Origin of the sequence: Microbacterium sp. MYb66, assembly GCF_002979435.1 — a bacterium.
Taxonomy (GTDB): Bacteria; Actinomycetota; Actinomycetes; order Actinomycetales; family Microbacteriaceae; genus Microbacterium.
In genome coordinates, this window is record NZ_PCOV01000002.1 from 126,223 (window position 1) to 152,915 (window position 26,693).

The window sequence follows — 26,693 nt, forward strand, 5'->3', positions numbered from 1 at the left end:
GATCGCGGGCAGGATGGAAGCATGCCTGAATCTCCGCTCGCCGCACGTCCCTGGCTCGACTCCTATGCGGAGGGCGTCCCCGCCGAGATCGACGAACCGTCGCAGACCCTGCCGGAGATGCTGTCGGCGAGTGTGAAGGCGTTCGGCAGGCGCCCGGCGCTGGACTTCTTCGGTGCGGTCACCACGTATCGGGAACTCGGAGAGCAGGTCGACCGCGCGGCCGAGGGTCTTCGGCGGCTCGGAGTCGGCAAGGGCGACCGCGTCGCCCTGGTGCTGCCCAACTCCCCTCAGCATGTCGTGGCCTTCTATGCGATCCTTCGACTCGGTGCGATCGTGGTCGAGCACAACCCCCTCTACACCGCCCGCGAGCTGCGACACCAGTTCGAGGATCACGGCGCGCGCGTCGCCATCGTGTGGGACAAGGCCGTCGACACGATCGCGGACTTCCCTGCAGACCTCAAGGTCGAGCACATCGTGAGCGTCGACATCACGGCCGCGATGCCGCTCTCGAAGCGTCTCGCGCTTCGCCTCCCCCTGCCGCGGGCACGCGAATCGCGAGCGAAGCTGACCGGCACCCCGAAGGCTCGGCACCTCATCGCCTGGAAGAGCCTCGCCGACCATCGGCGGGTCTCACGGCGGGTGCCGGGCCCGACGCTGGACGACACCGCGCTCCTGCAGTACACGAGCGGCACGACGGGGGTCCCGAAGGGGGCCATCCTCACGCATTCGAACCTCAGGGCCAACGCGATGCAGGGACGAGCGTGGGTGCCGGGCCTCGTCGACGGCGAGGAGACGTTCTACGGCGTGCTGCCGTTGTTCCACGCCTACGGCATGACCCTGTGCCTGACCTTCGCGATGAGCATCGGCGCGCGGCTCGTCCTCTTCCCCGCCTTCGACCTGGGTCTGGTCACGGCAGCGGCACGGTCGACTCCGCCGACCTTCCTGCCCGCCGTGCCGCCGATCTACGACGCCCTCGCTCGTGCAGCCGCCCGCGGGACCATCGACCTCTCGACGGTCCGCTTCGCGATATCCGGAGCGATGAGCCTTCCGGTCGCCACGGTGAAGCGCTGGGAGGAGGCGACCGGTGGCCTTCTGGTCGAGGGCTACGGCATGACCGAGGCCTCACCGGTCGCACTCGGCAATCCGATGGGCCCGACCCGTCGTCCCGGCACGGTCGGCGTGCCCTTCCCGAGCACGGAGATCCGCGTCGTCGATCCCGCGGACCCGACGGTCGACGTGCCGCGGGGCGAGTCCGGCGAACTCCTCATCCGCGGCCCGCAGGTCTTCCAGGGGTACTGGGGGCGCCCTGGCGAGACGGCCGACGCTCTGCTGCCCGACGGCTGGCTCCGGACGGGCGACATCGCCCAGGTCTCGTCCGACGGGTTCGTGAGCATCGTCGACCGCCTCAAGGAGCTCATCATCACCGGCGGATTCAACGTGTCGCCCAGTGAGGTGGAAGACGCGCTCGTCGCGCACCCCGATGTCGTCGCCGCCGCGGTCGTGGGTCTGCCGAGGCCCCACGGCGGAGAAGACGTCGCCGCCGCGGTCGTGCTCCGCGACGGCGCAGCCCTCGACGTGGATGCGCTGCGCGACTTCTGCCGCACCCGGCTCACCCCCTACAAGGTGCCGCGCCGGATCACCGCGGTCGACGACCTCCCCCGGTCCCTCATCGGCAAGGTGCTGCGTCGCCAGGTGCGCGACCGGCTGCTCGCAGATCGCTGAGTTCTCAGCTCACCCGTCGGTCCAGGCGTGACGAGAGCTCCTCGGCGAGCTGAGCCAGACGCCTTCCTGCGTCGGAGAGCCGCGTGACGTCCGCCTCGAGAGGTGTCAGCCTCGAGGCAGGAGCGTCGTGGCTGCGGGCGATCTGCAGGTTCGCCCGGAGATTGAGTGCGGTGCCGGAGAGGCCGGCTCTGAGCGCTTCGACGGCGACGGCGAGGTCCACCGCGAGGTGCGGATTCCCGGCTGCCGCGAGCGCTCGCGCCTCGGTCACGAGCGCGACTCCGATCGCGCCGAGCGTCGCCACGGAGTCGGCGGCGTCGACGGCAGCCTCACGCACGCGCTCATCACGCTCGGGGTCATCGGCGGGGAGTGCCAGCGCGGCTCCGAAACGCGCCGACACGACGCCGTCCGCCTCGACCGCCCGCAGAGCGTCGGATCGCTCGCGGGCCAGCCGTTCGCCGCACTCGGACGCGGTCGGGCTCTCGGGGGTGTACGCGGCGACCATGCCCATCAGCGAGGCCGCGATGCCGAGCATGACGCCCGAAGCCGCGCCGCCGCCGGGAGACCCCTGGGGCTGGCTGAGGGCGTCGAGCCAGGCATCCATGGGGCGAGAAGTCGGGACCTCTGCGGGATCCTTCATGCGAACACGGCCATCGCTCGCCGAGGTGCGATCTGCCGGTGCGAAGTGTGAGAACCGAGGAACGTCATGGCTCGAGTCTTCCGACCGACGGTGGCGATCGGTAGTGGTGGACACGTCGTAGCCGGCCTGCGATGATGCCTGCCCGCTAACGCACGGCCACGACCGGCCGACAGTCACCCCCGACAGCCCAGGACGGGCCGTCGGGTCCGCGTTCCCCGGAACGCGGACGGATCTTTCCAGGATGGAGCCCATGATCGTCCTCACGCGCCTGAACCGTTCGCGGTTCGCGGTGAATCCCGACCTGATCGAACGTGTCCAGGCGACGCCGGACACGACGCTCATCATGGTCGACGGCGCGACCTTCGTCGTCACCGAGACGATGGACGACGTGATCGCGCAGATCACCAGGTTCCGGGCCGGAGTGCTCGCCAGCGCCGCCGCCCTCATCGCCGCGAACGAAGGCGACTCCCCCACTCCCGAGGCGGGTCTCTGATGGATCCCTCCCTCATCCTCGGGCTGGTCCTCGCGTTCGGCGCCTTGATCGCCATGATCAACCTCGAAGGCGCGACCATCGGATCGCTGCTGATCCCCGCCCCGATGGTGCTGGTCTTCGGAGCCACGATCGCCGTCGGCATCGCGAGCGGCACCGTGCGCGATGCGCTGCATGCGGTCAAGTCGCTCCCCCGCGCGTTCCGCGGCGAGCGCCGCACCGCGTCGAGCATGATCGACACGGTGGTCGGCTACGCCGAGAAGGCACGCGCCGAAGGGCTCCTCGCCCTCGAGCAGGGGCTGGAGGACGAGAAGGACCCGTTCCTGCGCCAGGCACTGCAGAGCATCGCCGACGGCACGGACGCCGAAGACCTGCGAACCCTGCTGGAGGATGAGCTCACCTCGACCGCTGCCCGCAACCGCACCGCCTCACGCTTCTACATGACGCTCGGCGGCTTCGCGCCCACGGTCGGCATCATCGGCACGGTCGTCTCCCTCACGCACGTGCTGGAGAAGCTCGACAAGCCGGACACCCTCGGTCCCATGATCGCGACGGCATTCGTGGCGACGCTGTGGGGTCTGCTGTCGGCCAACTTCATCTGGCTGCCGATCGGCGGACGCCTCCAGCGTCTCGGCGAGCTCGAGCTCGAACGCATGACCGTGCTCATGGAGGGCATGCTCGCGATCCAGGCCGGCGCCCCTCCGCAGTTCGTCGGAGAGCGCCTGCGCGCCCTCGTGTCCGAGCGCCCCTCCGCCCGCTCCGGCCGTCACGCCCGCACCCGAGCAGCCGAGGAGACGGAGCAGGCGTCATGAGCGTCCGGGCCCGTCGCCGCGTGCCCCAGGAGGAGCACAGCGGTCCGGACGAGCGGTGGATGGCGTCCTACATGGACATGGTGACCGTGCTGATGTGCATGTTCATCGTGCTGTTCGCGATGTCGACGGTCGACCAGGAGAAGTTCGAGGCTCTCAGCGCCTCCCTCGCGACCGGGTTCGGTCAGGAGCCGTCGGAGGACATCGACGTCACCACGGGTGTCGTGGTGCCCCCGGAGCTCGTCGACGAGAAGGGCGAGGACTTCGCCGACATCGACCTGGCGGCCGCGCAGACCGAGTTCAGCGAGCTCTCCGCCCTCCGCGAGCGTCTGCGGCAGGTCCTGGCCGAGAACGGGCTCGAAGCCGACGTCACCTTCACGATCGACGAGCGCGGTCTCACGATCGGCCTCGTGAGCGCCGAGACGTTCTTCACCACGAACAGCACCACCCTCAGCCCCCAAGCCGTCCTGGTGCTGGATGCGCTGGGCTCGGTGCTGGTGACCGCCCCGAACGAGATCTCGGTCGAGGGCCACGCCGACGTGCGCGGATCGGTCGCCCCCTACCCGACCAACTGGGAGCTGTCCTCGGGCCGTTCCACGCAGGTGCTGCGCCACCTCGTCGAGGGGTCGGGGCTGCCGCCCGCGCATCTGAAGTCGGTCGGATTCGGCGACACCCGACCGGTCGCGGCCGGCGACTCCCCCGAAGCACTGGCGCAGAACAGACGGGTCGACATCGTCGTCCTCTCCGACGCGACGGAGGAGGTGCGCGCGCTCATCCCCGAGGCACAGGCGGGGCAGCCGTCCTCCTGACCCGCTCTCCCACCTAACGCACGCCGCTCACCGCCCGATAGTCGGATTCGTGGTGATCGAGGACAGCGTGCGCTCCGCAGTGCGCGCGGAGACGGCGACGAAGACCGCCGGAGTCGAGGTGTACGACTTCGGCCGTTCGGCGACCCTCTCGCGCGAGCACACCCGCGCCCTGGAGCTGGCGTTCGAGACCTTCTCCCGGCAGTGGTCCGCGCAGCTGTCGGCGAAGATCCACGTGCGCGCCACCATCGCCGTCGAACACGTCGGGATGATGACGTACGGCGAATACGCCCAGTCGCTGCCGACCACGACCACCATGATCGTGTGCGCTCTGCCCGACTCCGAAGAGCGCCTCATCGTGCAGCTGCCGACCTCGGCCGCCACCACCTGGATCGTGCAGATGGTCGGTGGACGAGCATCCGCGACCTCGGAGGATCGCACGTTCACCCCGATCGAGCAGGCGCTGATCCGGTCCTTGATCGTCGACGCGATCGACCATCTCACCGGCGCCCTGGACGGCCTCCTGCCCGTCGGCGTCACGGTGTCCGGCATCCAGTACAGCTCGCAGTTCGCCCAGGTCGCGGCGTCCGGCGAACCGGTGATCGTCGCGCGGTTCTCGATGCGCCTGGGCGGCCGCACGGTGCCGGCCAGCGTCATGCTGCCGGCGTCGGTCCTCGCCGGCTTCACCGTACGCACGTCCGATGCCGAGCGATCGGCCGCCCCGGGTCTGGTCCGTCGTCAGGTCGAGGTCTCGCCGGTGGAGCTCGCTCTCCGCCTCGCGCCCCGCGCCGTGCTCCCCCGCGAGGTGCTCGATCTGTCCGTCGGCGACATCATCGCGTTCCCGCATTCCGCCGACCGCCCCCTGGTCCTCGCCGTCGGCGATCAGACCGTCGCCACGGCGGCTGTCGGGAGCGCCGGGGCGCGTCTGGCCTGCGTCGTCACCACCACCATCCCCGATCCCGCCTTCGCCGAGGAGCCCGCGTGACCAGCACCACCACCTACGAGTCCGCCGTCGCCGCCGCCTTCGCCGCCTCGCTGCCGACTGCCTCGCCCCTCGCCGCGCGCGCCTCGCAGGTCTCCGGAGACACCGGCGACGCCGTGATCGTGCAGTTCGTCGGCGAGGCGAGCGCCCAGCTGGCCGTCCAGCTGTTCGCGCCGGAGATCCTGGTCGACGGGCTCGGCGGCACGCCCCTGTCCGACCGGCTGCGTGACGCCCTCGAAGCGTCGACGAGTGCACTGGGGTCCGGCGCCCTCGGTGAAGCCACGGTCGGCGACGCCTCGGCGCTCTTCGCCGATCCCGCGGTGCAGCTGTTCGACCTGCAGGACGACGCCGACCACACGATCGGCCGCCTGGCCGTCGTCGTCACGCGCGCTCCCGCGACGACCTCGAACTCCTCGCGGCGACTGCACCGCATCGCCGGCGTCGAGATGGAGCTCACGGTCGAGATCGGGCGCACCCGGATGGCCGTGCGCGACGTGCTCGACCTGGAGCCGGGACGCATCGTCGAACTCGACCGCTCCGCAGGCGCCCCGGCCGACATCAAGCTCAACGGCCGCATCATCGCCCACGGCGAGGTCGTCGTGGTGGATCAGGATTACGCGGTGCGGATCACCCGCATCCTCGAGAACGTCGAGGCCTGACCCTGGACGACCTCCTGCTCGGCCTGCGGGTCGTGCTCTCGCTCGCCGCAGTGCTCGGGGTGCTGTGGTTCCTGCAGCGCCGTGTCGCGCGCACGCAGGCGCGCCGTCGCGACAGCGAGGCGATCACGGTGCTCGGGCGCCAGGGGGTCGGTCCGAAGGCCCAGATCGTCGTGATCCAGACGGAGGATGCCCGGTACGTGCTCGGCGTCACCGAGCACGGCGTGAACGTCGTCGACCGGCTGCCGGTGAAGCGGGTCGGTCTCCCCGGCGACGCCGCGGACCCGGTGTGGTCGGAAGCATCCTCCCAGGCCTCGGCGGACGCCGAGGAGTTCGACCGCATCCTCGCCGCCACCGCCCTGACCGAGACGACGTCCGCGCCGTCCGCGGCGCAGGTGCCGCAGCGGCGGGTTCGGCACCGCAGCGATCCCCTGCGCGGTTCGATCCTCTCCCCCGAAACCTGGCGGCAGACCGCCGAGGCCATCCGGCGCACGCGATGAGCGTCCCCCGTGGGGTCGTCGACGGCCGAGCGCTGCGACGGTTCGCACTGATCGTCGCGGTCGCGCTCGGCCTGGTCGTCGTCCTGGCGCTGCTCACGGGCACGGCGGCTCATGCGGAGGTGGCCCCGGACGATCCCGGCGAGGGCATCACGATCGACATCAACGGGGTCGACGGCGGTCCCTCCGGCTCGATCCTCACCCTGCTGGGGATCACGCTGCTCTCGGTCGCCCCGGCTCTGCTGCTGATGATGTCGTCGTTCACGAAGATCTTCGTCGTGCTCGCGATGACCAGGAACGCGCTGTCGCTGCCCACGATCCCCCCGAACCAGGTGCTGGCGGGGCTGTCGCTCTTCCTGTCGCTGTTCATCATGTGGCCGGTGCTCACCGAGATCAACACGGTCGCGGTGCAGCCGTACATCGACGGCACCCTCACCTTCACGCAGGCCATCGACGTCGGTCAGCTGCCGCTGCAGGAGTGGATGCTCCGGTTCACCCGCGAGGAGGACCTCGCCCTGATGACACGGATGGCGGGTCAGCCCAACCCCGAGGATCCGTCGAGCGTGCCGATGTACACGCTCATCCCGGCGTTCATGATCTCGGAGCTGCGCGCCGCGTTCATCATCGGCTTCGTCATCTTCGTCCCGTTCCTGGTGATCGACCTCGTCGTGGCCGCGGCCCTGATGTCGATGGGCATGATGATGCTCCCGCCCGTCATGATCTCGCTCCCCTTCAAGATCCTGCTGTTCATCCTGGTCGACGGCTGGGGGCTCATCATCCGCGCTCTGCTGGAGAGCTACGGAGGTGTCGGATGACCCCGGAGGCCGTCCTCGACATCGGCGCCCAGGGGCTGCTCATCGCGGCCAAGCTCGCCGCGCCCGTGCTGGTCACCGCCCTCGTCGTGGGGTTCGCGATCTCGCTGCTGCAGTCCATCACCCAGGTGCAGGAGGTGACGCTGTCGTTCGTCCCCAAGATCGTCGCGGTGGGCATCGCCCTGCTCATCGCCGGCAACTGGATGATCGCGGAGATGATCGCCTTCACGAACGAGATGTTCGCCCGCATCCCCTCGCTGCTGAGCGGATGACCGCGTGTACATCCCGATCGACTTCGCCTGGCTGGAGGCGACCATGCTCGCCGCGGTGCGGATCACCGCGTTCATCATGATCGCTCCGCCCTTCTCGTACGGGGCGATCCCCGCGCGGGTCAAGGCGATGCTCGCGATCGGGCTTTCGCTGGCCGTGGGCAGCGCCGTCGCACCGGGCTACGAGAACCTCGACACCGGCCCGTTCCTGGGCGCTCTGGTGCTGCAGCTCGTGACGGGCGCGCTGCTCGGCTTCCTCGTGCTGCTGTGCTTCTCGGCGCTCCAGGCCGCCGGCAGCCTGATCGACGTGTTCGGCGGTTTCCAGCTCGCCCAGGCCTTCGACCCGCACTCGCTCGTCAACGGCGCCCAGTTCACGCGGCTCTTCCACCTGACCGCACTGACGCTGCTGTTCGCCTCGGGCGGCTACCAGCTGATCCTGGCCGGACTCGCGCGGAGCTTCGACGCCGTGCCGGTCGACGGCGTGTTCGAGGTCGCCGGCCCCGCCGAGCTCCTCGTCGGCGGGGTCTCGCAGATGGTGCTCGCAGCCGTGCAGATCGCCGGACCGCTCGTGCTCGTGCTGTTCCTCGCCGACGTCGGCCTGGGACTCATCACCCGGGTGGCGCCGGCCCTGAACGCGTTCGCCATGGGCTTCCCGGTGAAGATCCTCCTGACCCTGCTGCTCGCCGGCGCCGTGTACGCGGTGCTCCCCGGCATCGTCGATGCCCTCGCCACTCAGGCGCTGCGACTCATGCAGGGGGTGCAGGGATGAGCGGGACCGACAGCGGCGAGCGCAGCGAGAAGGCGACGGACAAGCACCTCCGCGAAGCCCGGAAGAAGGGTCGGCTGTCGCGCAGCCAGGACCTGACGGCCTGGCTGGGCATCGGCGCCGCGGCCATCGCCACCCCCGCGGCCATCGCCCTCGGCGCGTCGGCGGGAACCGAGCAGCTCCTCACGCTGACCTCGCTGGTCGATGCCCCGACTCCGCAGGCGGCGCTCGGTGCGCTCGAACGCGGCTTGGCCTCCGTGCTCCCGACCATCGCCGTGATGCTGGCCGCCGTCGCCATCGTCACGCTGATCGGAGCGGTCATCCAGGGCGGGGTGCACCTGAAACCGCTCACCGGACGCTTCGAGCAGTTCAACGTCGTCAACGGGATCCGCCGGGTGTTCGGCATGCAGGCCCTCTGGGAGGGTGCCAAGGCGCTGATGAAGACCGCAGCCATCGGCATCGCCCTCTGGCTGGTGATCGCGAGTCTGATGCCCGTCCTCACCGCCAGCGGTGCGCACTCGATCTCGCGCCTGCTCGGCACTGCGAGCGAGGGGACGACCGCGCTGCTGCAGACCGCGATCGCCGTCGGGCTCGTCCTCGCGGCGATCGACATGTTCGTCGTGATGCGCCGCAACCGCAAGCACACGCGCATGACCAAGCGCGAGATCCGCGACGAGAGCAAGAACTCCGAGGGCGACCCGCTCATCCGTCAGCAGCGGCGCTCCCGGCAGCTCGCCGCCAGCCGCAACCGCATGATCGCCGCCGTCGCCGGCTCCGATGTCGTCGTGGTCAATCCGACCCACATCGCCGTCGCGCTCCGCTACGAGGCGGGGCGATCAGCCCCCAAGGTCGTCGCGAAGGGCAGCGGAGTGATCGCGGAGCGCATCCGCGACGAGGCGGTGCGCGCCGGTGTGCCGCTCGTGCGCGAGATCACCCTCGCCCGTGCCCTGCACGCCGCGTGCGAGCTCGGCCAGGAGATCCCCGAAGACCTGTACAACGCCGTGGCCCGAGTCCTCGTGTTCGTCGACGCGCTGCGACGACGCGGGGCCGCCCGCGGCATCCACTCGCTTCCCTACCGGAGGACCGCATGAGACAGCTGCTGACCAAGCTGATGGTGCCGATCGGAGTCGTGGGCATCATCATGCTGCTCGTCGTCCCGGTGCCGCCGTTCCTGCTCGACATCCTCATCATCCTGAACATCATGTTCGCGCTCGTGATCCTGCTCACGTCGATGTTCGTGAAGAAGCCGCTCGACTTCTCGGTGTTCCCGTCCCTCCTGCTCGTGGCGACGCTGTTCCGGCTGGGGCTGAACGTCGCGTCCACGCGTCTGGTGCTCGGCGAGGCGTACGCGGGTCAGGTGATCGAGGCGTTCGGGGCGATCGCGGTCGGCGGCTCGCTCATCATCGGCGCCGTCGTGTTCCTCATCCTCGTCGTCATCCAGTTCGTCGTCGTCACCAAGGGCGCAGAGCGCGTGGCGGAGGTCGGCGCGCGGTTCACCCTCGATGCCATGCCCGGCAAGCAGATGGCGATCGACGCCGATCTCAACGCGGGACTCATCACCGACACCGAGGCTCGGGAGCGCCGTGCGGAGGTGGCGGCGGAGGCCGACTTCTACGGCGCCATGGACGGTGCGTCCAAGTTCGTGAAGGGCGACGCGATCGCCGGCCTCGTGATCATCATCATCAACATCGTCGGCGGCATCGCGATCGGACTCGTGCAGCACGGCATGTCGATCGACGAGGCCGTGAGCACGTACAGCCTCCTCACGATCGGCGACGGACTCGTCACTCAGATCCCGGCGCTGCTCATGGCGGTCTCCACGGGCATGATCGTGACCCGCTCGACGGCCGAGGCGGAGATGGGCACGGCCGCGTCCGCGCAGCTCGGCCAGTCGCGCAACGCCCTCATCATCGCCGGATGCGCCGCGATCATCATGTCGCTCATCCCGCATATGCCGATGCTGCCGTTCGTCGCGATCGGCGCCCTGCTCCTGCTGATCGCCCAGCGGATCAAGGCGAACCAGAAGCGCGAGGAGGCCGTCGCGGCGCAGACTCCGTCGGCGGCACCGTCCGATCAACCGGAGGAGCTGATCGAGAAGATGCGCGTGCATCCGCTGGAGATCCTGCTCGCGCCCGACATCGTCGACCTGGTGACCGGTGGTCCCGACGACCTGCTGGCCCGCGTGAAGGCCCTCCGCCGCCGGATCGCGCTGGACCTCGGTCTGATCACCCCGCCCGTGCGCACCCGCGACAGCATCGAGCTTCCGCAGGCGACGTATGTGATCCGCATCGCCGGAGTCGAGACCGGGCGGGGCACGGCGCCGGTGGGCTCGGTTCTGGCCCTCGGCCAGGGGCTGGACTCCCTCCCCGGCACTGCGACGCTCGACCCGGTGTTCGGACTCGAAGGCAAGTGGATCCCCATGGAGATGCGGCACAGCGCCGAGTTCTCGGGCGCCACCGTGATCGACCGGGCGAGCGTGATCATCACGCACCTGTCCAGCGTGATCCACGCCCACGCCGCGCGCCTGCTGAGCCGCGAGGATGTGCGTCAGCTCACCGATGCCCTCAAGCAGGCCTCCCCCGCCGCGGTCGAGGAGCTCACGCCCGCGCTGCTGTCGCTGGCCGAGGTGCAGCGCGTGCTCCAGGGCCTCCTCGCCGAACGGGTGCCGATCAACGACCTCAGCCGGATCTACGAGGCGCTCGCGCTGCGGGCCAGGACCTCGACCGATGCGGAAGGTCTGATCGAGGCGGCACGGGCCTCGCTCGGCCCCGCGATCGCCGCACGGTTCGCGGATGGCGGGACCCTCCGCGTGGTGATGATCAACCCCCTCCTCGAGCAGGCGATGCTCGAGAGCCTCCGCCCCGGAGACGAGGGCACGCAGATCGTCTTCGATCCGCAGCGCATGGAGACCGTCGTGGAATCCGTGAAGCACGCCGTGTCCTCGGTGAGCGAAGGCGGCGAGCCGGTGCTGGTGTGCGCCCCGTCGCTGCGTCCCGCGGTGCGCCGTCTCGTCTCCGCGCAGACGGACGGGCTCCCGGTGCTGTCGTACACCGAGGCGACCGCCGCCGCGCTCACGATCGAGACCGTCGGCGTCGTCCGCGACAGCCCGGCCACGTCGGTCGGGGCCGTCCCCGCAGCACTAGGCTGAACGAATGCTGGTTTTGACGAGGCGGATCGGTGAGAGCGTGCGCATCGACGGCGACATCGAGATCACGCTGCTCGAGATCAAGGGCGACAGCGTGCGCATCGGCGTGAAGGCGCCTCGAGAGACGCGCATCCAGCGCACCGAGATCATCGAGGCGGTCGTCGCCGAGAACGTGTCCGCCGCGGCCGAGACCGACGCTCAGGCCGAGGGAGCGATCGCCGCGGCTCTCGCCCGAGGTCGGGAGTCCCGCAGCTCCTAGCCGCTCTCCGGGCTCAGACGCGCGACAGATCGAGCTCCGTGGCACGCTTCCACTGATCGCCCCCGGCGGCGCGTGCTCTGACGGCAGCCCGCCCCGCAGCGGCGACCAGCGCGTCGTAGTCGTAGCCGACGACGGACGCGGTCGCCCAGCCGATGCTCGCGGACGACCGGATGCCGGCCACCGTCGTGCCGCGCTCGATGACGGAGATGCGCGTCAGGATCCCGCGCAGGTGGTGACGGACCGATTCGTCGCTGCCCCGGATGACGACGATCGTGCGACCGTCCTCCACCCGGTCGGCGTCTGCCAGGGCCGGCAGCGCCTCCTGGATGTCGTCGTGGAAGCGATCGACCAGGAGCGCGAACGCCGACCCCGTCGAGGCCTCCCGAAGATCGGCGGGGTCATCCAAGCGGATGTCGAGCACCGACCACGGCTGGTCGTTCTGCGACTCGGCCTTGCGGAGCCGGCTCCGCGCCCGGTCGGCGACGTCGTCGTTGTCGCCCCGGCTCTTCTCCTCCCCGCGGACCATCAGGACGAGGGTGAACGCCGCACAGGTGCTCACCACCAGGGTCCCGACCGCGTTCATGCCGCGCAGTGCGCTCAGCTGGGCGTCGGTGCCGGCGCCCCCGGAGATCATGGCCGACACCGCGCTGACGATCGCGACCACCACGAGTCCGCACGAGGCGAGGGCCAGCGGGAGCACGATGTCCCGCCCGGACGGCCGCCCGCGCAGCAGCTCATAGGCCACCAGGCCCCCGTAGACGGCACTGCCGAGGAAGACGAGGTGGAAGGAGGGCAGGTACCACGCCGTGCCGGCGGTCGCCGTCAGCAGCGCGGGCGCGACCAGGACGTACGGGATCACCAGCGACCAGCGGGCACGCCGTCCGAAATGCAGGCGCAGACCGATCCAGACCAGCGGCTCGAAGCAGAGCAGCAGCGCCGAAGCGGCCCCGCGAAGCATCGGCTCGTCCGTCTGCTGCCCCGCGAGCCAGAGGTAGGCTCCGAGCATCCCCAGGCCGAACGCCGCACCCCACGTCACGGTCGCCCGGCTCGGGCGCGCGAGCGTCCCGAGGCCGATGACCAGAACCGTGAGCACGGTGACGACGGCCACCATGCTGGTCGTGACGTCGATGCTGACCGGCACGAGCGGAGTCATGCCTCCACCTCCTTGAGTCGGCGCTCGGGGAAGCGCAGTGTCACACGGGTGCCGACGCCGACCTCGCTGGCGACGTCGATGCTGCCCTCGTGGGCGGCGACGATCTCCCGGACGATGCCCATGCCGAGCCCCGTCCCGCTGATGCCGGCGCGAACCGCGCTCTCCGTGCGGAAGTAGGGCTCGAACACGCGGGGCAGTTCCTCGGCGGTCATCCCGGCTCCGTCGTCGACGATCGCGAGCTCCGCGTGCCCGGCCACGGTCGCGAGGTCGACTCTGATGTGTCCGCCTGCCGCGGTGTACTTGACCGCGTTGCTGAGCAGGTTGTCGAGCACCTGCCGCAGCCGGAAGGCGTCGCCGGAGATGAACAGGCTCTCCGCTCCCGCGATCGTGAGCTCCTGCCTGTTGCCCGCGATGATCGGTGCGTACGATGCCGCCGATGCCTCGGCCACTCCCCGCAGCTCCACGGGCTCGAACGGCTCCTGCGGACTGCGGCCCGACTGCTGGAGGATGCTGGCCACGAGGTCCTGCATCCGTTCCCCGGCGTTCGCGATGATCTCGAGCTGTGCGGGCACCCGCCCGGGCAGGTCGTCGCGCTCGCGGAGCAGGTCGACGTGTCCGACGATCGCGGTGAGGGGGTTGCGCAGCTCGTGCGAGACGACGGCGGTGAAGGCGCGTCGCTCCTCGTCGGCCTCGAGCAGCGGCGTCACGTCGTCGATGACGACCAGCGTGATGTCCTCGCCCTCGCCCGCCGTGGCCATCGACTGCGTACTCACCTCGAGTGCGCGCCACTGCCCTGCTCCGTCAAACAGCCACACCCGTTCCGCCCGCAGCTTCTCCCCTGCGGCGGCGCGGGCGAGCGAGGTGCGCGACGGCGGAACGGCGGTGCCGCGTCTGGCGTCGTACTCGACCCCAGCCGACGGGAGGACCGCGCCGAAGCGGTCACGGCCGTAGAGCGTCCGGTAGGCGTCGTTCATCTGGAGGATTCGCCCCTCCGTCGTCACGACGACGAGGGCGACGCTCAGCGCGTCGACGATCTGGATCACTCTCCGCTGGTTGGTCTCGGCCCGCTCGGCGGCGCGATTGACCTGCTCCGAGCGGCGCTGCAGGAGTCGGCGGGCGGCGCGTGAGCGCTGCGCCCCGATGCGCACCGTCACACCGAGGAAGCCGAGGGTGATGACCAGCGTGAGCAGGCGGAGGAGGATGTCGGCCGGTGTGCCGCTCTGATCCGCGAACAGCACCAGCGTCGCGCTGATGAAGGCGATGCCGCCGAGCACCCACGGCAGGGTGAAGTAGGTGGCCAACCAGACCACGGGGAAGACCCAGAGGAAGCCGAGCCGGATGTCCGGGGCGTTGGTGGTGAAGCCGACGGCGAGCGCGTCGAGGAGGGGCACGACGGTCGCGACGGTGCGCGGAAGACGATGCCATGGCACGGCCAGGGTGATCAGCGTGGTGAGGATGACGAGGCAGACCCCGGCGACGACGAGGGGGTTGGCGAAGGTCTGCGGTTTGAACGCCGTGATCATGACGACGATCGCCACGATGCTGCCCGTGAACACGAGTTGCCAGCGCCAGATAGACACAGTGCGGACCATCAGCGCTCACCCTCCCCCTCGAACCTCAGCTTTGCCGCAAGATTACTCAAAGATCGGTCGAGCCCGCTCTTCAGGCGGCGTCGCACCCCTAGCATTCTGAGTGGGGGCCGATACTGCGGCTGGGGAACAACGCAGACGCTGGGGCCAAGCGAGTGGGGATTCGCAGGCAACCGGGGCCGTGGCTGGGGAGCCGCGGCCCCGCCCCACGGTCTCACGGGCCGTCGGCAGGCGTGAGGCGGTAGCCGACTCCGCGCACCGTCTCGATGTAGCGCGGCGTGGTCGTGCTGTCTCCGAGTTTTCGACGCAGATTCGCGATGTGGGTCTCGATCGCGCGCTTGTCGGGGTCGCTGACGTAGTCGGTGGAGCCTTCCGGCAGACCCCGCAGTCCGCGGGCGAGTTCCGCCTTGCTACACACCCGGAGCTTGGCGTCGAGCAGAGCCGCGAGCAGATCGAACTCCGTCGGGGTGAGGTCGATCCGCTTCTGCCCGATCAGGACCATTCGCGTGTCCAGATCGAGACTGAGGTCACGGTGGACCCTCCCCCGCCAGGTCATGACGGTCGCGTCCTGCGCGGAGGACTCGGAGTCCGTCACGGAACGGGGAGCGGGAGCCGGGCGCGGGTCCGGGACGCGGGGACGGCGGAGCAGGGCTTCGATGCGGGCGCGGAGCTCGCGGGGACGGAACGGCTTGACGAGGTACTCGTCGGCCCCGGAGGTGAGTCCCAGGACGACGTCCGACTCGTCGGCGAGCGCGGACAGCATGATGATGAACGTGTCGCTGATCCGCCGGATGCGTCGTGCGACCTCGAAGCCGTCGATGCCGGGGAGGTTGATGTCGAGGGTCGTGATGATCGGACGGTGCTTCTCGATGGCCGCGAGACCCTCGAGCCCGGAACCGGTGAGGACGGTCTCGAACCCGGCGGCGAGGAACACCTCGTCCAGCAGCGACCGCACCCCGGGGTCGTCCTCGATGATCACGACGACGAGTGCGGGCGTCGATGCCTCGGTCACCGGATCCTCTCCTGCGCGATCGTCACGATCCGCGGAGCGTCCGCGTCGAGCTCGGACGGATCGAGGTCGGCGGGGTCGAGGTGCGAGGCGCCGACCGGGCGCTCGAGTTCGACGTCCCACCAGGAATCCGCCAGCTCCTCGGCCATGCCCCGGCCCCACTCGATCACGACCACCGAGCGATCGAGGTCGAGGTCGAGGTCGTCGAGTTCGGCGGCGGACCCGAGCCGATACGCGTCGACGTGCACGAGGGGCGCCCGGCCGACCAGCGACGGATGGGTGCGGGCGATCACGAAGGTCGGGCTCTGCACCGGGCCACGCACCCCGAGCCCCTCGGCGAGGCCACGGGTGAACGTCGTCTTGCCCGCGCCGAGAGGTCCGGTGAGGATGAGGAGGTCACCGGCCTCCAGCTGCGCACCGATCCGCCGTCCCAGCTGCTCCATCGCCTCGGAGGTCGCGACCTCCCTGCGGCCGAGGAACGACGGGTCGACGCTCACGAGGCCCGCCGTGGCACGCGGGGTCCGATGCGCGTGACGATCTCGTAGTCGATGGTGTCGGCCGCTTCGGCCCAGTCCTCTGCGGAGGGCACTCCGAGGGTGGGATCCCCGAACAGCACGACCTCGTCCCCGATCGAGACCGGGGTGTCGCCGACGTCCACGACGAACTGATCCATCGCGATCCGTCCGACGTTCACGAACCGGCGACCGCCGATCGAAACGGGGAGTCTGCCCGAGGCGTTGCGCGGCACGCCGTCGGCGTAGCCGAGCGGCACGAGAGCCAGCGTCGTGTCGCGATCCGTGCGGTGGTCGTACCCGTAGGAGACGCCTGTCCCCGCGGGGACGCGGCGCACGGCGGCGATCGCTCCGCGGAGCGTCATCGCGGGGCGCAGGCCGAGTTCCGCCGAGCTGCGGTCGTCGAAGGGCGACAGCCCGTACAGTCCGATGCCGATCCGCACGGCGTCGAGCCGCATCTCGGGCAGGTCGATGGCCGCGGCGGTGGCGGCGATGTGCCGGATCTCGGGGTGGATGCCGAAGGATGCCGCCGCGGCGACCCCCTCTTCGAACTTCGCGAGCGCCGCCCTGTCGTCCTCGGCCGACGTGTTGGAGAGGTGGCTGAACAGACCGACGATGCGCAGCCGTCCGATGCGCTCGAGACGGGCGGCCTCGGCCAGCACCCGCCCCCAGTCGGCCGGGGCGATGCCGTTGCGCGACAGCCCGGTCTCGAACTTCAGGTGCACCCCGACGGGGCGATCGACGGCAGCGGCCGCGGCTGCCGCCTCGAGCTGATCGAAGGACGAGATCCCGACCTCGATGTCCTGCGCCGCGGCATGCTCGAACCGTTCGCCCGGAGTATGCAGCCACGCCAGGATCGGCGCGTGCACGCCCTGTCGCCGCAGCTCGAGCGCCTCGGCGATCTCGGCCACGCCCAAGCGGGTCGCACCGGCGGAGAGCGCCGCGACCGCGGCTGCTGCCGCGCCATGGCCGTAGGCGTTCGCCTTGACGACCGCGATCACCTCGACCCCGGTGAGGCGGCGGAAGTGCCGCACGTTGTCGGCGATCGCGTCGAGATCGATGGTCGCTTCGCGGAACGGGACGGTCACAGCGGGTCTCCTTCGGCGACGACGAACGCGGCGGCGAGGCCCGCGTCATGCGTGAGGGTCAGATGCAGCGTGCGGATGCCGCGCCCCTCGACGACCGCTGCGGTCGAGCCGGACAGGACGAAGTGCGGGCGTCCGGAGGGTTCGGAGGCGATCTCGATCTCGGTCCAGTGCACACCGTCCGAGCCGCCGAGCGCCTTGATGAGCGCTTCCTTGGCGGCGTAGCGCGCCGCCAAGGACGGAAGACGCAGCGGACGCTCCGACGGCGCGAAGATCCGCTCCCGCAGACGCGGAGTCCGGGCCATCGTCCGCTCGAATCGCGGAATGTCGACGAGGTCGATGCCGGTGCCGATGATCACTTGTTCAGCCTACTGTCCCCGCCCAGCCACCCCCTTGAATGCGAACCACCCCCGTGAGTGCGCCCGCAGAGGGGTGGTTCGCACACACGGGGGTGGTTCGGTGTCGGGAGCGAGGACTACTCGACCGTGACGGACTTCGCGAGGTTGCGCGGCTGGTCGACGTCCAGGCCCTTCGCCGTGGCGAGTGCCATCGCGAAGATCTGCAGCGGGACGACTGCAAGCAGCGGCTCGAACATCGGGCCGGCCAGCGGGATGTGGATGACCTCGTCGGCGAACGGGAGCACCGCGGCATCGCCCTCTTCGGCGACCACGATCACCCGGGCTCCGCGCGCGCGGATCTCCTGGATGTTCGAGACGACCTTCGAGTGCACCAGCGCGGAGTGGCGCGGCGACGGCACCAGCACGAACACCGGCTGGCCGGGCTCGATCAGCGCGATCGGGCCGTGCTTGAGCTCGCCTGCCGCGAAGCCCTCCGCGTGGATGTAGGAGATCTCCTTGAGCTTGAGCGCACCCTCGAGTGCGATCGGGTAGCCGACGTGGCGACCGAGGAACAGCACGGAGCGGGTGTCGGCCATCCACCCGGCGAGCTGGGTGACGTGCTCCTGCTCGCTCTCGAGCACCTTCGCGATCTTCTCCGGAAGCGCCGCGAGCTCGGCGACGTCGACCGATGCGTCCGCAATCGCGCCGCGCACGCGCCCCATGTGCAGGCCGAGCAGCAGCAGCGCGGTGATCTGGGCCGAGAAGGCCTTCGTCGAGGCGACGGCGACCTCGGGGCCGGCGTGCGTGTAGACCACGGCATCCGACTCGCGCGGGATCGTCGCGCCCTGGGTGTTGCAGATCGACAGGGTGCGCGCACCGCGCTCGCGGGCGTACTTCACGGCCATGAGCGTGTCCATCGTCTCGCCCGACTGGCTGATCGAGACGACGAGGGTGTCGGCGCCGATGACCGGGTCGCGGTAGCGGAACTCGTGGGCGAGCTCGACGTCGACCGCGACGCGCGCCCACTGCTCGATCGCGTACTTGCCGACGAGTGCGGCGTAGGACGCCGTGCCGCACGCCGTGATGATGATGCGGTTGATCCCGATGAACAGCTCGTCCAGTCCGTCGAGCTCCGGGATGACGACCTGGCCGTCCTGGATGCGGCCGCGGATCGTGTTGGCGACCGCCTCGGGCTGCTCGGCGACCTCCTTGGCCATGAAGCTCGACCATCCGCCCTTCTCTGCAGCGGCGGCATCCCAGGAGACGTCGAACGGCTCGGGCTCGACGGGCGTGCCGGCGAAGTCGATGACGGTGACGGCATCCGGGGTGATCGAGACGATCTGGTCCTGACCGATCGCGAGCGCCTTGCGCGTGTGCTCGATGAACGCGGCGACGTCGGAGCTGAGGAAGTTCTCGCCGTCGCCGAGCCCGATCACCAGCGGCGAGTTGCGGCGGGCGCCGACCACGAGCCCCGGGTGGTCCTGGTGCATCGCGAGCAGGGTGAACGCGCCTTCGAGGCGGTTCACGATGCTGCGGAAGGCCAGTTCCAGGTCGCCGCCGTTGCCGGCGTACTCGCGCCCGAGCAGGGCGGCTGCGACCTCGGTGTCGGTCTCGCTGCGGAACACCACGCCGTCGGCGAGCAGTTCGTCGCGCAGCGCCGAGAAGTTCTCGATGATGCCGTTGTGGATCACGGCGAGCTTGTCGTCGTCGGCGAGGTGCGGGTGCGCGTTGCCGTCGGTCGGGCCGCCATGGGTCGCCCAGCGGGTGTGACCGATGCCGGTCGACCCGTCGGGCAGCGGCGCGTCGGCGAGCGAGTCGCGCAGCACGGCGAGCTTGCCGGCCTTCTTGCGCATGCCGAGCGAGCCTTCGCCGTCGATGACGGCGACGCCCGCGGAGTCATAGCCGCGGTACTCGAGGCGGGCAAGACCGGCGAGAAGGATGTCCTGGCTGGGGCGCGGGCCCACGTATCCGACGATTCCACACATGCGATCAAGAGTAAGGCGGGATTTTTGCGAGTCGTCCGTACAATATTCCGGCCTCGAGCGGTCGTCAGAGCTTTCGCAGCAGAACGGACTCGACATCGTGGTCCGCGCCCTTGCGCAGCACCAGTCGCGCGCGATGCCGCGTGGGCATCACGTTCTCGACGAGGTTGGGCATGTTGATCTCGTTCCAGTACCCGAGCGCCGTGGTGATCGCCTCCTCGTCGGTGAGGTGCGCGAACACGTTGAAGTACGACGAGGGGTTGCTGAACGCCGCCTGGCGCAGCGCGAGGAACCTGTCGACGTACCACTTCTCGATGTGCGAGGTGTCGGCGTCGACGAAGATCGAGAAGTCGAACAGATCGCTGACCGCGACGTCGTTCGGGGCGGGCGGCGGCTGCAGCACGTTCAAGCCCTCGACGATGACGACGTCGGGGCGGCGGACCACGACGTTCGCATCCGGAACGATGTCGTAGCGCATGTGGGAGTAGAACGGCGCTCGCACCTCGGTGGCGCCGCTCTTCACCTCGGTGAGGAACTCGATCAGCGCGCGTCGGTCGTAGGACTCCGGGAAGCCCTTGCGGTCCATGATCCCGCGACGCTCGAGCTCGGCGTTGGGATAGAGGAAGCCGTCGGTCGTGACCAGCTCGACGCGCGGCGTCCCCGGCCAGCGGCTCATCAGCTCGCGGAGCAGACGGGCGATCGTCGACTTGCCCACGGCGACCGAACCCGCGACGCCGACGACGAAGGGCGTCGTCGAGTCGTCCTCCTGGAGGAACGACGACGTGGCGGCGCCGAGTCTCTTCGTCGAGGTGGCGTACAGGCTGAGCAGGCGGCTCAGCGGGAGATAGACCTCTCGCACCTCGGTGAGGGAGAGGCGGTCGCCGATTCCGCGGAGTTCGACCACCTCGGTCTCGGACAGCGGCTGGTCGAGTCCCGCCGCGAGCCGCGCCCATTCCGCGCGGCCGATCTCCCGGTACGGCGACAGCGGCAGCGTGGGGTCGGCGGTGGTCACGGGATACATCGTATCCGCGTGTTCGAGCGCGTGACGCGCCGGATGCCCCTGCCCCCGCGAAGGGACAGGGGCATCCGGATGCGACGGGTGCCGGTCAGGATCCGAGCGATCCGCGTCGACGGGCGACCAGCACGGTGCCTGCGGCGAGCAGGAGCAGCGCCGAAACTCCGCCCGCGATGAGCAGACCGGGGTCGGCGCCCGTGCTCGCCAGTCCGGATCCGCTCAGCGTCACGGAGGTGCGCGCCACCTCGACCCCGTCGACGAACACGACGACGGAGTGGGCACCCGACGGGATCGCCGCCGGGATCCGGGCGTTCACCGTGAACGTGCCGTCTGCCGCGGCCGCCGTGGTGCCGAGCAGCGTCGGGGTGGAGTGCAGCTCGACGCGCACGCCGTCCGACTCCGGATCGACGCCCGTGCCGCGCACCGTGATCTCGCCGCCGGGGCGCAGATCTCCGGTCACGGCGACCGAGACGTCTCCGCTCCCGGGGAGTTCTCCCCCGCCCGGCTGGTCCCCGCCGACGGTGACGGAAGCGGCGGCCGACGCCGTCGATCGACCGACCCCGTTCACCGCGGTGACGGTCGCGGCATGGGTGCCGACGGGTACCCCGAGGAACGTGTGGGTGGTGACGCCGGGGGCGACGTCCACGACGGTGGAGCCGAGCGCGACGGAGTATCCGGTGAGCGGCGATCCGCCGTCGGATGCCGGTGCCGCCCACGTGACGGTGACGTCGGCGCCCACGGCGGTGGCCGTCGGAGCGGCCGGGGCAGCCGGAGCGGTCACCACCGGCTCCGCCTCGATCCCGAAGAACTCGTCGAGCTTGGCGAGCGCCTCATCGGCGAAGGCGAGGTTCGTGGCGCGACCGGCCTCGTACTGCTCGTCCGTCTGGTTCGGCCGCTTGGCGGGGCCCTGCAGGTCGGAGATCCACCACCACTCGGTCATGTACTCGCGGTAGCCGGCCTGACCGTTGTCCTGGATCCAGTTCTTCGTGATGGGCGCGGCCTGGTCGGATCCGTCGTACTCGAACAGATATGGGACCTGGAGCTTGCGGGCGGCCGCCTTCGCGGCCGCGGTGTCGCCGCCCGGGTGGTACTCGACGCGCTGACCGGCGCTGCCGTCGAGCACGTACTGGGTCTTGAGGTTCGGGAGGTGCGCCTGCACCAGGTCCCCATAGAGATGCGCGATCGACGAGTTCGTGTCGCGGATGTGCGCGTTCGCACCGCTCCAGCCGTCGAGACGCAGATCGAACACGTACACGGTCTGCACGCCGGACTCGGCCGCCTTGTGGTTCACGTCGCGGATGACCGCCCGCGTGTTGTGGCACCAGGTGCCGCCGAACAGGATCGTGTGATCGCCGCCCGACTCGAGCAGGTCGACGAGCTCCGGGTAGGTGATCGACTGGAGCACGAACTCGTCCGCATCGGCTGCGGTGAAGATGGTGTCTCCGTATGCGGCGAGGTTGGTGCTGTACGCGGCGCGGTGGCGGGAGTTGACCGCGTTCGAGAAGAACTCGAACTGCGACTGCGTGTCCAGCTGCGCCGCCCCGTTCACAGCGACCGCCTCGAACACGGCGGCCACCTGCTGGCGGTACCCGTCGGTCGCGGCGGATGCGGCGTCTTCGGTGCCGCCCAGGGAGGCGATGATCCGGTCGTCCGCGCCTTCGACCGTCCGGTCGCCGTCGTACACGAAGAGGTAGGGATCGGTGCCGGCGCCGAACTCGGGCGTCGTGTCCTTGTTGAGGTAGCCGTCGACGAGCCGGGTGTAGAGGGCACCGGCGGCCTCACCCGCGACACCGGTGACGAAGGTGCGGATGTCGACGGACTCGCCGTCCAGGAGCGGGTCGAACGTGTAGATCGCGTCCACGCCGTACTGCTGCGCGACCCGGTCGATCTCGACCGCGGTCGCGGCGGTGGTCGGGTCGTTCGGGCCGCCGAGCAGGAACGCGTAGGTTCCGGAGCCGCTGAGCAGGCTCTCGAACCGCTCGAACGTGACGGATTCGAACACCGAGTCGGTGCGCAGACCCGGGATGGTGTCGGCGAAGTAGTCGAATGAAGGGGCGGGGGGCGCGGCGGACGCGGGAAGAGCGGTGAGCCCCACGGCTCCGCCGGCGACGAGAGCCGCGACGACGGAGCCCGCGGCGAGGCGTCTTCCTCGTGCTGTTGTGGACATGGTTGATGTTCCTGTTCTCGGTGCGTGATCGGTTCGGGTCAGAGGATGGGAGTGGTGTCGTCGGATGCCGTGGCGGGGGCCGTGGCGCCGGCGCCCCGGCGACGCAGCCACCACCAGGTCAGCAGCCCGCCGGCGACGACGACGATCCCGCCGAGCGTCAACGGCGCGGCCAGCGGGATGCCGGCCTCGGCGGGGGCGTCGGCGCTGACGGGATCGGCCTTCTCCTTCTCCGCTTCATCGGCAGCGATCTCGAGCCCTTCGATCGACTCGGACGCCGGCGAGTCACCCACGGCGTTCGTCGCGATCAGCGTCAGGTCGTAGGTGCCTTCACCGAGGGCGAGCTCGTACTCGGTGGCGTCGGCCGGGAGGACGATCGGCGTGCCCTCGTTCAGGATCAGCTTGTAGCCGGTGAGAGGCGAGCCCCCGTCTGCGGGCGCCGTCCAGGTCAGTGAGAGGCTGCTGCCGTCGATCTTGTGGGCGAGCCCGGCGGGCGCGGTCGGGACAGTCGCCGCCACGATCGCCGCCTCCTCCGGAACCGTGGTCGTGGTGGCGTTCGAGGTGCCGGCCGCCGGCTTGTCGTTCGTCGTGGACGGCTTCACCGGGGCAGGGGCAGGCGCCGGAGCGGGCGCAGGAGCGGGTGCGGGTGCGGGCTTGGGTGCGGACCCGCCGCTGACCGCGGCCGGCGGTGCTTCCACGGTCGAGTCGTAGGGATAGCCGCCGAGGTTCTCGCAGGCGCCGAGGTCGAAGTTGATCGAGCACAGGTCGCAGACGTCGCCGGCGGCGTGCGCGGCGGTCGGGATCGCGAGCGGGGCGAGCAGGATGGTCGCGGAGACCGCGATGGCGGACAGCACTCGGGAACGGCGGACGGTTTTCATCGGGAGACCCTCTCGTGGATCGGACGGGCGGCGGGCAGTTCGCACTGTCCCAGGGGGACGTCGGCGGGGATGCCGAGGTCGGAGACGACGGGTGTCGGACCGGTCTGCGCACGTCGTCGCTCCCGCCTCGATGTGGGCTCCGTCGGAGCTTCGACGGGCGAACGTTCGCCGCGGAAGACCGCGTCGTCGAGCACACCGAGGCGGCGTGCGACGATGGTCGCCGCCGTCGCGGCCGCGGTGACGTTGGCCATCGTCGACGCGGTCCCGGCGACCGCGCTGATCGGGATGAGCACGACCAGCACCTCGATGGGAAGGCCGGAGGCGCTGAGCACCGCGGTCGCGGTGATGATGGCGGTGCCCGGGACCCCGGCGGTGCCGATCGAGACCAGCAGGCAGAGGAGGGCGAGGGCGACGTAGTCCCACGCCGAGTACTCGATGCCGAGGACGTTGATCGAGAACACCGCGACGATGATCGGCCAGATGCCCGCGCACCCCGGCATCCCGATGGTCGTCCCGATCGGGGCCGTGAACGCGGCGATGTCCTCGGGGACGCCCACCTTGCGGGTGAGCGTCGGGATGGTGAGCGGGAGGGTGCCGACACTCGACTGGGTCGTGAACGCCGTGTACTGGGCGGGGGTGAGGAGGCGGAACCACCGGATCGGGTTCACGTCCGCGAAGACCCGCAGCAGGACCCCGTTGACGACGTAGGCGTCGACGAACGCGATGCCGAGGGCGAGCACCAGGACCAGCACGAGCGCGACGACCGTCTCGATGCGCGTGATGGCGGTGGCCGTCGTCGTGGCGACGAGGGCGAGGACCGCGTACGGGGTGAGCTCGATGATGAAGCCCACCGCGGTCATGATGACCTTCTTGGCGCCGTCGATCACGCTCTTGAACGAGCGCAGGTTCGGGTCTTCGCCGCGGTTCGCCACGAGGTAGGCGACCGCGAACAGGAGGGCGAACAGGATGATCCCCGTGATGTTGTTGCTGACGAAGTCGCCCGCGATGTTCGACGGGAAGAGGCCGAGCACGACCTCGTCGAGCGGCTTGATCAGTCCGGTCAGCGTGTCACCGCTGCCCTCGCGGAGGTCGAGCTGCACTCCCTGACCGAGACCGACGCTCAGCGCGACGGCGAGCGTGAGGACGATCGCGATCGCATTGGTCAGGAGCAGCCAGAACGCGCTGGACAGTCCGATCGTCCGCAGTTTCACCGCCGAGCCCAGCGAGGTGACGCTGGAGAGGATCGAGATGAAGATCAGCGGGGCGACGATCGCCGTGATCACCTGGACGTAGAGGTCTCCGAGCACGGCGACGTACTCGAGACCATCGCGGAATCCGATCCCGATGCCGACCCCGACGGGCAGGGCGAGGAGCACGAGCGAGGTGAACCCCGCACCGCGCCGACGAAGCAGCGCGATGCCCACGAACGCGGCGGCGGTGACCGCGAGCGCTGCGAGGGGCAGGAGGATGGTGCTGTCTGGCATGGCGCCGACGTTATCGATCTGCTGTGAGTCGCATTTCGGGCAGGTCGATCTGTTGCCATGTGTGACGAATCGAGTCGGCCGCCTGTGCCGCCGGCCGCGGATGCGATACGGGCGATGTGCACGCCCCGCGAGCGACTAGTCTCTTTCCGTGCGCCTGGGAGTCCTCGATATCGGATCCAACACCGTCCACATGCTGGCGGCCGACGTCCGCCCCGGTGGACGTCCGCTCGCGACGACGAGCGACAGGACGGTGCTGCGCCTGATGCGCTACCTCACACCCGACGGCGCCATCTCCGAGGAGGGTGTGGTGGCCCTGGAGGCCGCGGTCGCCCAGGCACGCCGCGTCGCCGAGGCCGAGCGGGTGGACGCACTGCTGGCGACCGCGACGAGCGCCGTGCGCGATGCGCGCAACGGCGGGGACGTGATCGCGCGGATCGAGGCCGCCCTCGGTCAGCCCCTTCAGGTGCTCGACGGTGAGACCGAGGCCGAGCTGACCTTCCTCGCGGTGCGACGCTGGTTCGGGTGGTCGGCCGGGCACCTGCTGCTCCTCGACATCGGCGGCGGCTCCCTCGAGATCGCGGCAGGAGGTGAGGAGCTGCCGGATGCCGCGGCATCCGTCCCCCTCGGCGCCGGGCGCATGACCGTGCAGTTCCTGCCGAACGATCCTCCCGGCGAGGTCGACGTCGAGCGACTGCGTGCTCATGCGGTGTCGACTCTCGACGAGGTGCTGCCCCGGTTCCTCTCGCTCCCCCGGCCCGACCACGTCGTCGGGTCGTCCAAGGCCATCCGCTCCTTGGCCCGCCTCGTCGGCTACCCCGCTCCCGGATGGTCGGGAAGCGAACGGATGCTGCTGCCCCGGGCCTCTCTCGGCTCCTGGATTCCGCGGCTCGCCCGCCTGCCCGCCTCGGCGCGGCAGGAGCTCCCGGGCATCACCCCCGACCGGACGTTCCAGATCGTGGCGGCGGCCGTGTCGTTGCACGCGGCGATGACGGCGCTGAAGGTGGACGAACTCGAGGTCTCGCCGTGGGCCCTGCGCGAGGGCGTGCTGCTGCGCTACATCGAGCAGCTCAGCTGGAGCGGCACGCGAAGCTGAGAGCCCTCGTCGGCTGCCGTCGCTAGCATGACGGCATGTCCTCCGCCACTGCCGCCCCCGCCCGCGCTCGCGCCGGGTTCGTCGCGGCACGGGTGTCGCTCGCCGCCTACCTGTTCTTCGTCGGATTCACGGTGTGGCTGCCGGCGAACGTCTCGGCGAAGGTCACCGGCCTCGTCGGTATCGTCGCCGGTTGGGTCGCAGATGCCGGCATCGCCTCCTACTCCTCGAGCGCGGTGGCTCTGGAGTTCCTCGCGAACGTCGCACTGTTCGTCCCGATCGGCTTCCTGCTCCCGCTCGCCTGGCCGCGCCTGAAGCTGTGGCAGGCGGTGCTGATCGGCGGCGTCATGAGCGCGGTCATCGAATCGGTCCAGGGCCTCATGCCGTCCCGCATCCCCGCGGTCTCCGACCTGATCGCGAACACCGGCGGCACCCTCGTCGGCGCCCTGGTCGCGTTGATGCTGCTGAGTCTCCTCCCCCGCGGACGTCGACCGGCCGAGCGGAGGGCGGCGTGAGGATCCGCCGATCCTCGTCGCGCAGCAGG

27 protein-coding genes are annotated in these 26,693 nt (G+C 70.1%); 15 read left to right on the plus strand and 12 right to left on the minus strand.

Translation table 11 applies throughout. The annotated features are described in order from the left end of the window. Positions 1 to 21: 21 nt before the first annotated feature. Positions 22 to 1,722 carry a long-chain-fatty-acid--CoA ligase gene (locus tag CQ045_RS04405; protein ID WP_105721483.1) on the plus strand — a complete coding sequence of 567 codons (1,701 nt, stop codon included), beginning with the start codon at positions 22 to 24 and terminating at the stop codon, positions 1,720 to 1,722. 4 nt (positions 1,723 to 1,726) lie between these two features. Here the strand turns inward: CQ045_RS04405 and CQ045_RS18750 are convergent, their stop codons facing one another. After that, positions 1,727 to 2,359 (minus strand): cyclodeaminase/cyclohydrolase family protein, encoded by a 633-nt coding sequence (locus CQ045_RS18750; RefSeq protein WP_181156443.1) that lies wholly within the window; start codon positions 2,357 to 2,359, stop codon positions 1,727 to 1,729. Positions 2,360 to 2,609: 250 nt separating this feature from the next. Here CQ045_RS18750 and CQ045_RS04415 point away from each other — a divergent pair, with 250 nt between their 5' ends. Genes CQ045_RS04415 through csrA form a run of 12 tightly spaced genes read left to right on the plus strand, consistent with a single transcriptional unit; the run spans position 2,610 to position 11,850 of the window. Continuing rightward, positions 2,610 to 2,852 (plus strand): flagellar FlbD family protein, encoded by a 243-nt coding sequence (locus CQ045_RS04415; protein WP_105721485.1) that lies wholly within the window; start codon positions 2,610 to 2,612, stop codon positions 2,850 to 2,852. Next, entirely contained in the window at positions 2,852 to 3,661 is an 810-nt protein-coding gene (locus tag CQ045_RS04420) for a motility protein A (RefSeq protein WP_028502277.1), read from the plus strand. Before CQ045_RS04415 ends, CQ045_RS04420 begins: the two co-directional genes overlap by 1 nt. Then, positions 3,658 to 4,467, plus strand: a complete 810-nt coding sequence (locus CQ045_RS04425) for a flagellar motor protein MotB (protein WP_105721486.1) — start codon at positions 3,658 to 3,660, stop codon at positions 4,465 to 4,467. Before CQ045_RS04420 ends, CQ045_RS04425 begins: the two co-directional genes overlap by 4 nt. Before the next feature lie 49 nt (positions 4,468 to 4,516). Next, positions 4,517 to 5,449 (plus strand): flagellar motor switch protein FliM, encoded by a 933-nt coding sequence (locus CQ045_RS04430; RefSeq protein WP_105721487.1) that lies wholly within the window; start codon positions 4,517 to 4,519, stop codon positions 5,447 to 5,449. Continuing rightward, a complete protein-coding gene (fliN, locus tag CQ045_RS04435; protein WP_105721488.1) occupies positions 5,446 to 6,105 on the plus strand; it encodes a flagellar motor switch protein FliN in 660 nt (219 codons plus the stop codon). Before CQ045_RS04430 ends, fliN begins: the two co-directional genes overlap by 4 nt. Before the next feature lie 32 nt (positions 6,106 to 6,137). After that, entirely contained in the window at positions 6,138 to 6,602 is a 465-nt protein-coding gene (locus tag CQ045_RS04440) for a flagellar biosynthetic protein FliO (protein ID WP_258130950.1), read from the plus strand. Next, positions 6,599 to 7,414 carry a flagellar type III secretion system pore protein FliP gene (gene fliP, locus CQ045_RS04445; protein WP_105721490.1) on the plus strand — a complete coding sequence of 272 codons (816 nt, stop codon included), beginning with the start codon at positions 6,599 to 6,601 and terminating at the stop codon, positions 7,412 to 7,414. Before CQ045_RS04440 ends, fliP begins: the two co-directional genes overlap by 4 nt. Continuing rightward, on the plus strand, positions 7,411 to 7,683 hold the full coding sequence (gene fliQ / locus CQ045_RS04450) for a flagellar biosynthesis protein FliQ (RefSeq protein WP_105721491.1): 273 nt from the start codon (positions 7,411 to 7,413) through the stop codon (positions 7,681 to 7,683). The genes fliP and fliQ overlap by 4 nt, the downstream gene beginning before the upstream one ends. Before the next feature lie 4 nt (positions 7,684 to 7,687). Then, positions 7,688 to 8,449, plus strand: coding sequence for a flagellar biosynthetic protein FliR (locus tag CQ045_RS04455; protein ID WP_105721492.1), 762 nt, complete (start codon positions 7,688 to 7,690; stop codon positions 8,447 to 8,449). After that, the gene (locus tag CQ045_RS04460) at positions 8,446 to 9,537 is read left to right on the plus strand and encodes a flagellar biosynthesis protein FlhB (protein ID WP_105721493.1); all 1,092 of its coding nucleotides are present in this window, start codon (positions 8,446 to 8,448) and stop codon (positions 9,535 to 9,537) included. Before CQ045_RS04455 ends, CQ045_RS04460 begins: the two co-directional genes overlap by 4 nt. Then, positions 9,534 to 11,594, plus strand: a complete 2,061-nt coding sequence (locus tag CQ045_RS04465) for a flagellar biosynthesis protein FlhA (protein WP_105721494.1) — start codon at positions 9,534 to 9,536, stop codon at positions 11,592 to 11,594. The genes CQ045_RS04460 and CQ045_RS04465 overlap by 4 nt, the downstream gene beginning before the upstream one ends. 4 nt (positions 11,595 to 11,598) lie before the next feature. Next, entirely contained in the window at positions 11,599 to 11,850 is a 252-nt protein-coding gene (csrA, locus tag CQ045_RS04470; RefSeq protein WP_105721495.1) for a carbon storage regulator CsrA, read from the plus strand. Between the two features lie 13 nt (positions 11,851 to 11,863). Here the strand turns inward: csrA and CQ045_RS04475 are convergent, their stop codons facing one another. The 11 genes from CQ045_RS04475 to CQ045_RS04530 form a co-directional block, all read right to left on the minus strand. Continuing rightward, positions 11,864 to 13,003 carry a hypothetical protein gene (locus CQ045_RS04475; RefSeq protein WP_105721496.1) on the minus strand — a complete coding sequence of 380 codons (1,140 nt, stop codon included), beginning with the start codon at positions 13,001 to 13,003 and terminating at the stop codon, positions 11,864 to 11,866. Next, positions 13,000 to 14,595, minus strand: a complete 1,596-nt coding sequence (locus CQ045_RS04480; protein WP_105721497.1) for a cell wall metabolism sensor histidine kinase WalK — start codon at positions 14,593 to 14,595, stop codon at positions 13,000 to 13,002. Before CQ045_RS04480 ends, CQ045_RS04475 begins: the two co-directional genes overlap by 4 nt. Positions 14,596 to 14,806: 211 nt before the next feature. Next, entirely contained in the window at positions 14,807 to 15,604 is a 798-nt protein-coding gene (locus tag CQ045_RS04485; RefSeq protein ID WP_105721498.1) for a response regulator transcription factor, read from the minus strand. Next, a complete protein-coding gene (gene tsaE, locus CQ045_RS04490; RefSeq protein ID WP_374955014.1) occupies positions 15,601 to 16,098 on the minus strand; it encodes a tRNA (adenosine(37)-N6)-threonylcarbamoyltransferase complex ATPase subunit type 1 TsaE in 498 nt (165 codons plus the stop codon). The genes CQ045_RS04485 and tsaE overlap by 4 nt, the downstream gene beginning before the upstream one ends. Then, on the minus strand, positions 16,095 to 17,201 hold the full coding sequence (gene alr / locus CQ045_RS04495; protein ID WP_105721499.1) for an alanine racemase: 1,107 nt from the start codon (positions 17,199 to 17,201) through the stop codon (positions 16,095 to 16,097). The genes tsaE and alr overlap by 4 nt, the downstream gene beginning before the upstream one ends. Then, positions 17,198 to 17,557, minus strand: a complete 360-nt coding sequence (locus CQ045_RS04500; RefSeq protein WP_105721500.1) for a holo-ACP synthase — start codon at positions 17,555 to 17,557, stop codon at positions 17,198 to 17,200. Before CQ045_RS04500 ends, alr begins: the two co-directional genes overlap by 4 nt. A gap of 116 nt (positions 17,558 to 17,673) precedes the next feature. Next, complete coding sequence (gene glmS / locus CQ045_RS04505) at positions 17,674 to 19,521, minus strand: glutamine--fructose-6-phosphate transaminase (isomerizing) (RefSeq protein ID WP_105721501.1); 1,848 nt, start codon at positions 19,519 to 19,521, stop codon at positions 17,674 to 17,676. 64 nt (positions 19,522 to 19,585) lie between these two features. Further along, entirely contained in the window at positions 19,586 to 20,539 is a 954-nt protein-coding gene (gene coaA / locus CQ045_RS04510) for a type I pantothenate kinase (protein WP_105721502.1), read from the minus strand. Between the two features lie 85 nt (positions 20,540 to 20,624). Continuing rightward, positions 20,625 to 22,700 (minus strand): fibronectin type III domain-containing protein, encoded by a 2,076-nt coding sequence (locus CQ045_RS04515; RefSeq protein WP_105721503.1) that lies wholly within the window; start codon positions 22,698 to 22,700, stop codon positions 20,625 to 20,627. 38 nt (positions 22,701 to 22,738) lie between these two features. Then, a complete protein-coding gene (locus tag CQ045_RS18755) occupies positions 22,739 to 23,575 on the minus strand; it encodes a fibronectin type III domain-containing protein (protein ID WP_181156444.1) in 837 nt (278 codons plus the stop codon). Next, positions 23,572 to 25,059, minus strand: coding sequence for a dicarboxylate/amino acid:cation symporter (locus CQ045_RS04530; RefSeq protein WP_105721505.1), 1,488 nt, complete (start codon positions 25,057 to 25,059; stop codon positions 23,572 to 23,574). The genes CQ045_RS18755 and CQ045_RS04530 overlap by 4 nt, the downstream gene beginning before the upstream one ends. A gap of 148 nt (positions 25,060 to 25,207) precedes the next feature. Between CQ045_RS04530 and CQ045_RS04535 the strand changes: the two genes are divergently transcribed. Continuing rightward, a complete protein-coding gene (locus CQ045_RS04535) occupies positions 25,208 to 26,152 on the plus strand; it encodes a Ppx/GppA phosphatase family protein (protein ID WP_105721506.1) in 945 nt (314 codons plus the stop codon). A gap of 35 nt (positions 26,153 to 26,187) precedes the next feature. Beyond that, positions 26,188 to 26,664, plus strand: a complete 477-nt coding sequence (locus tag CQ045_RS04540) for a VanZ family protein (RefSeq protein ID WP_105721507.1) — start codon at positions 26,188 to 26,190, stop codon at positions 26,662 to 26,664. Positions 26,665 to 26,693: the final 29 nt, after the last annotated feature.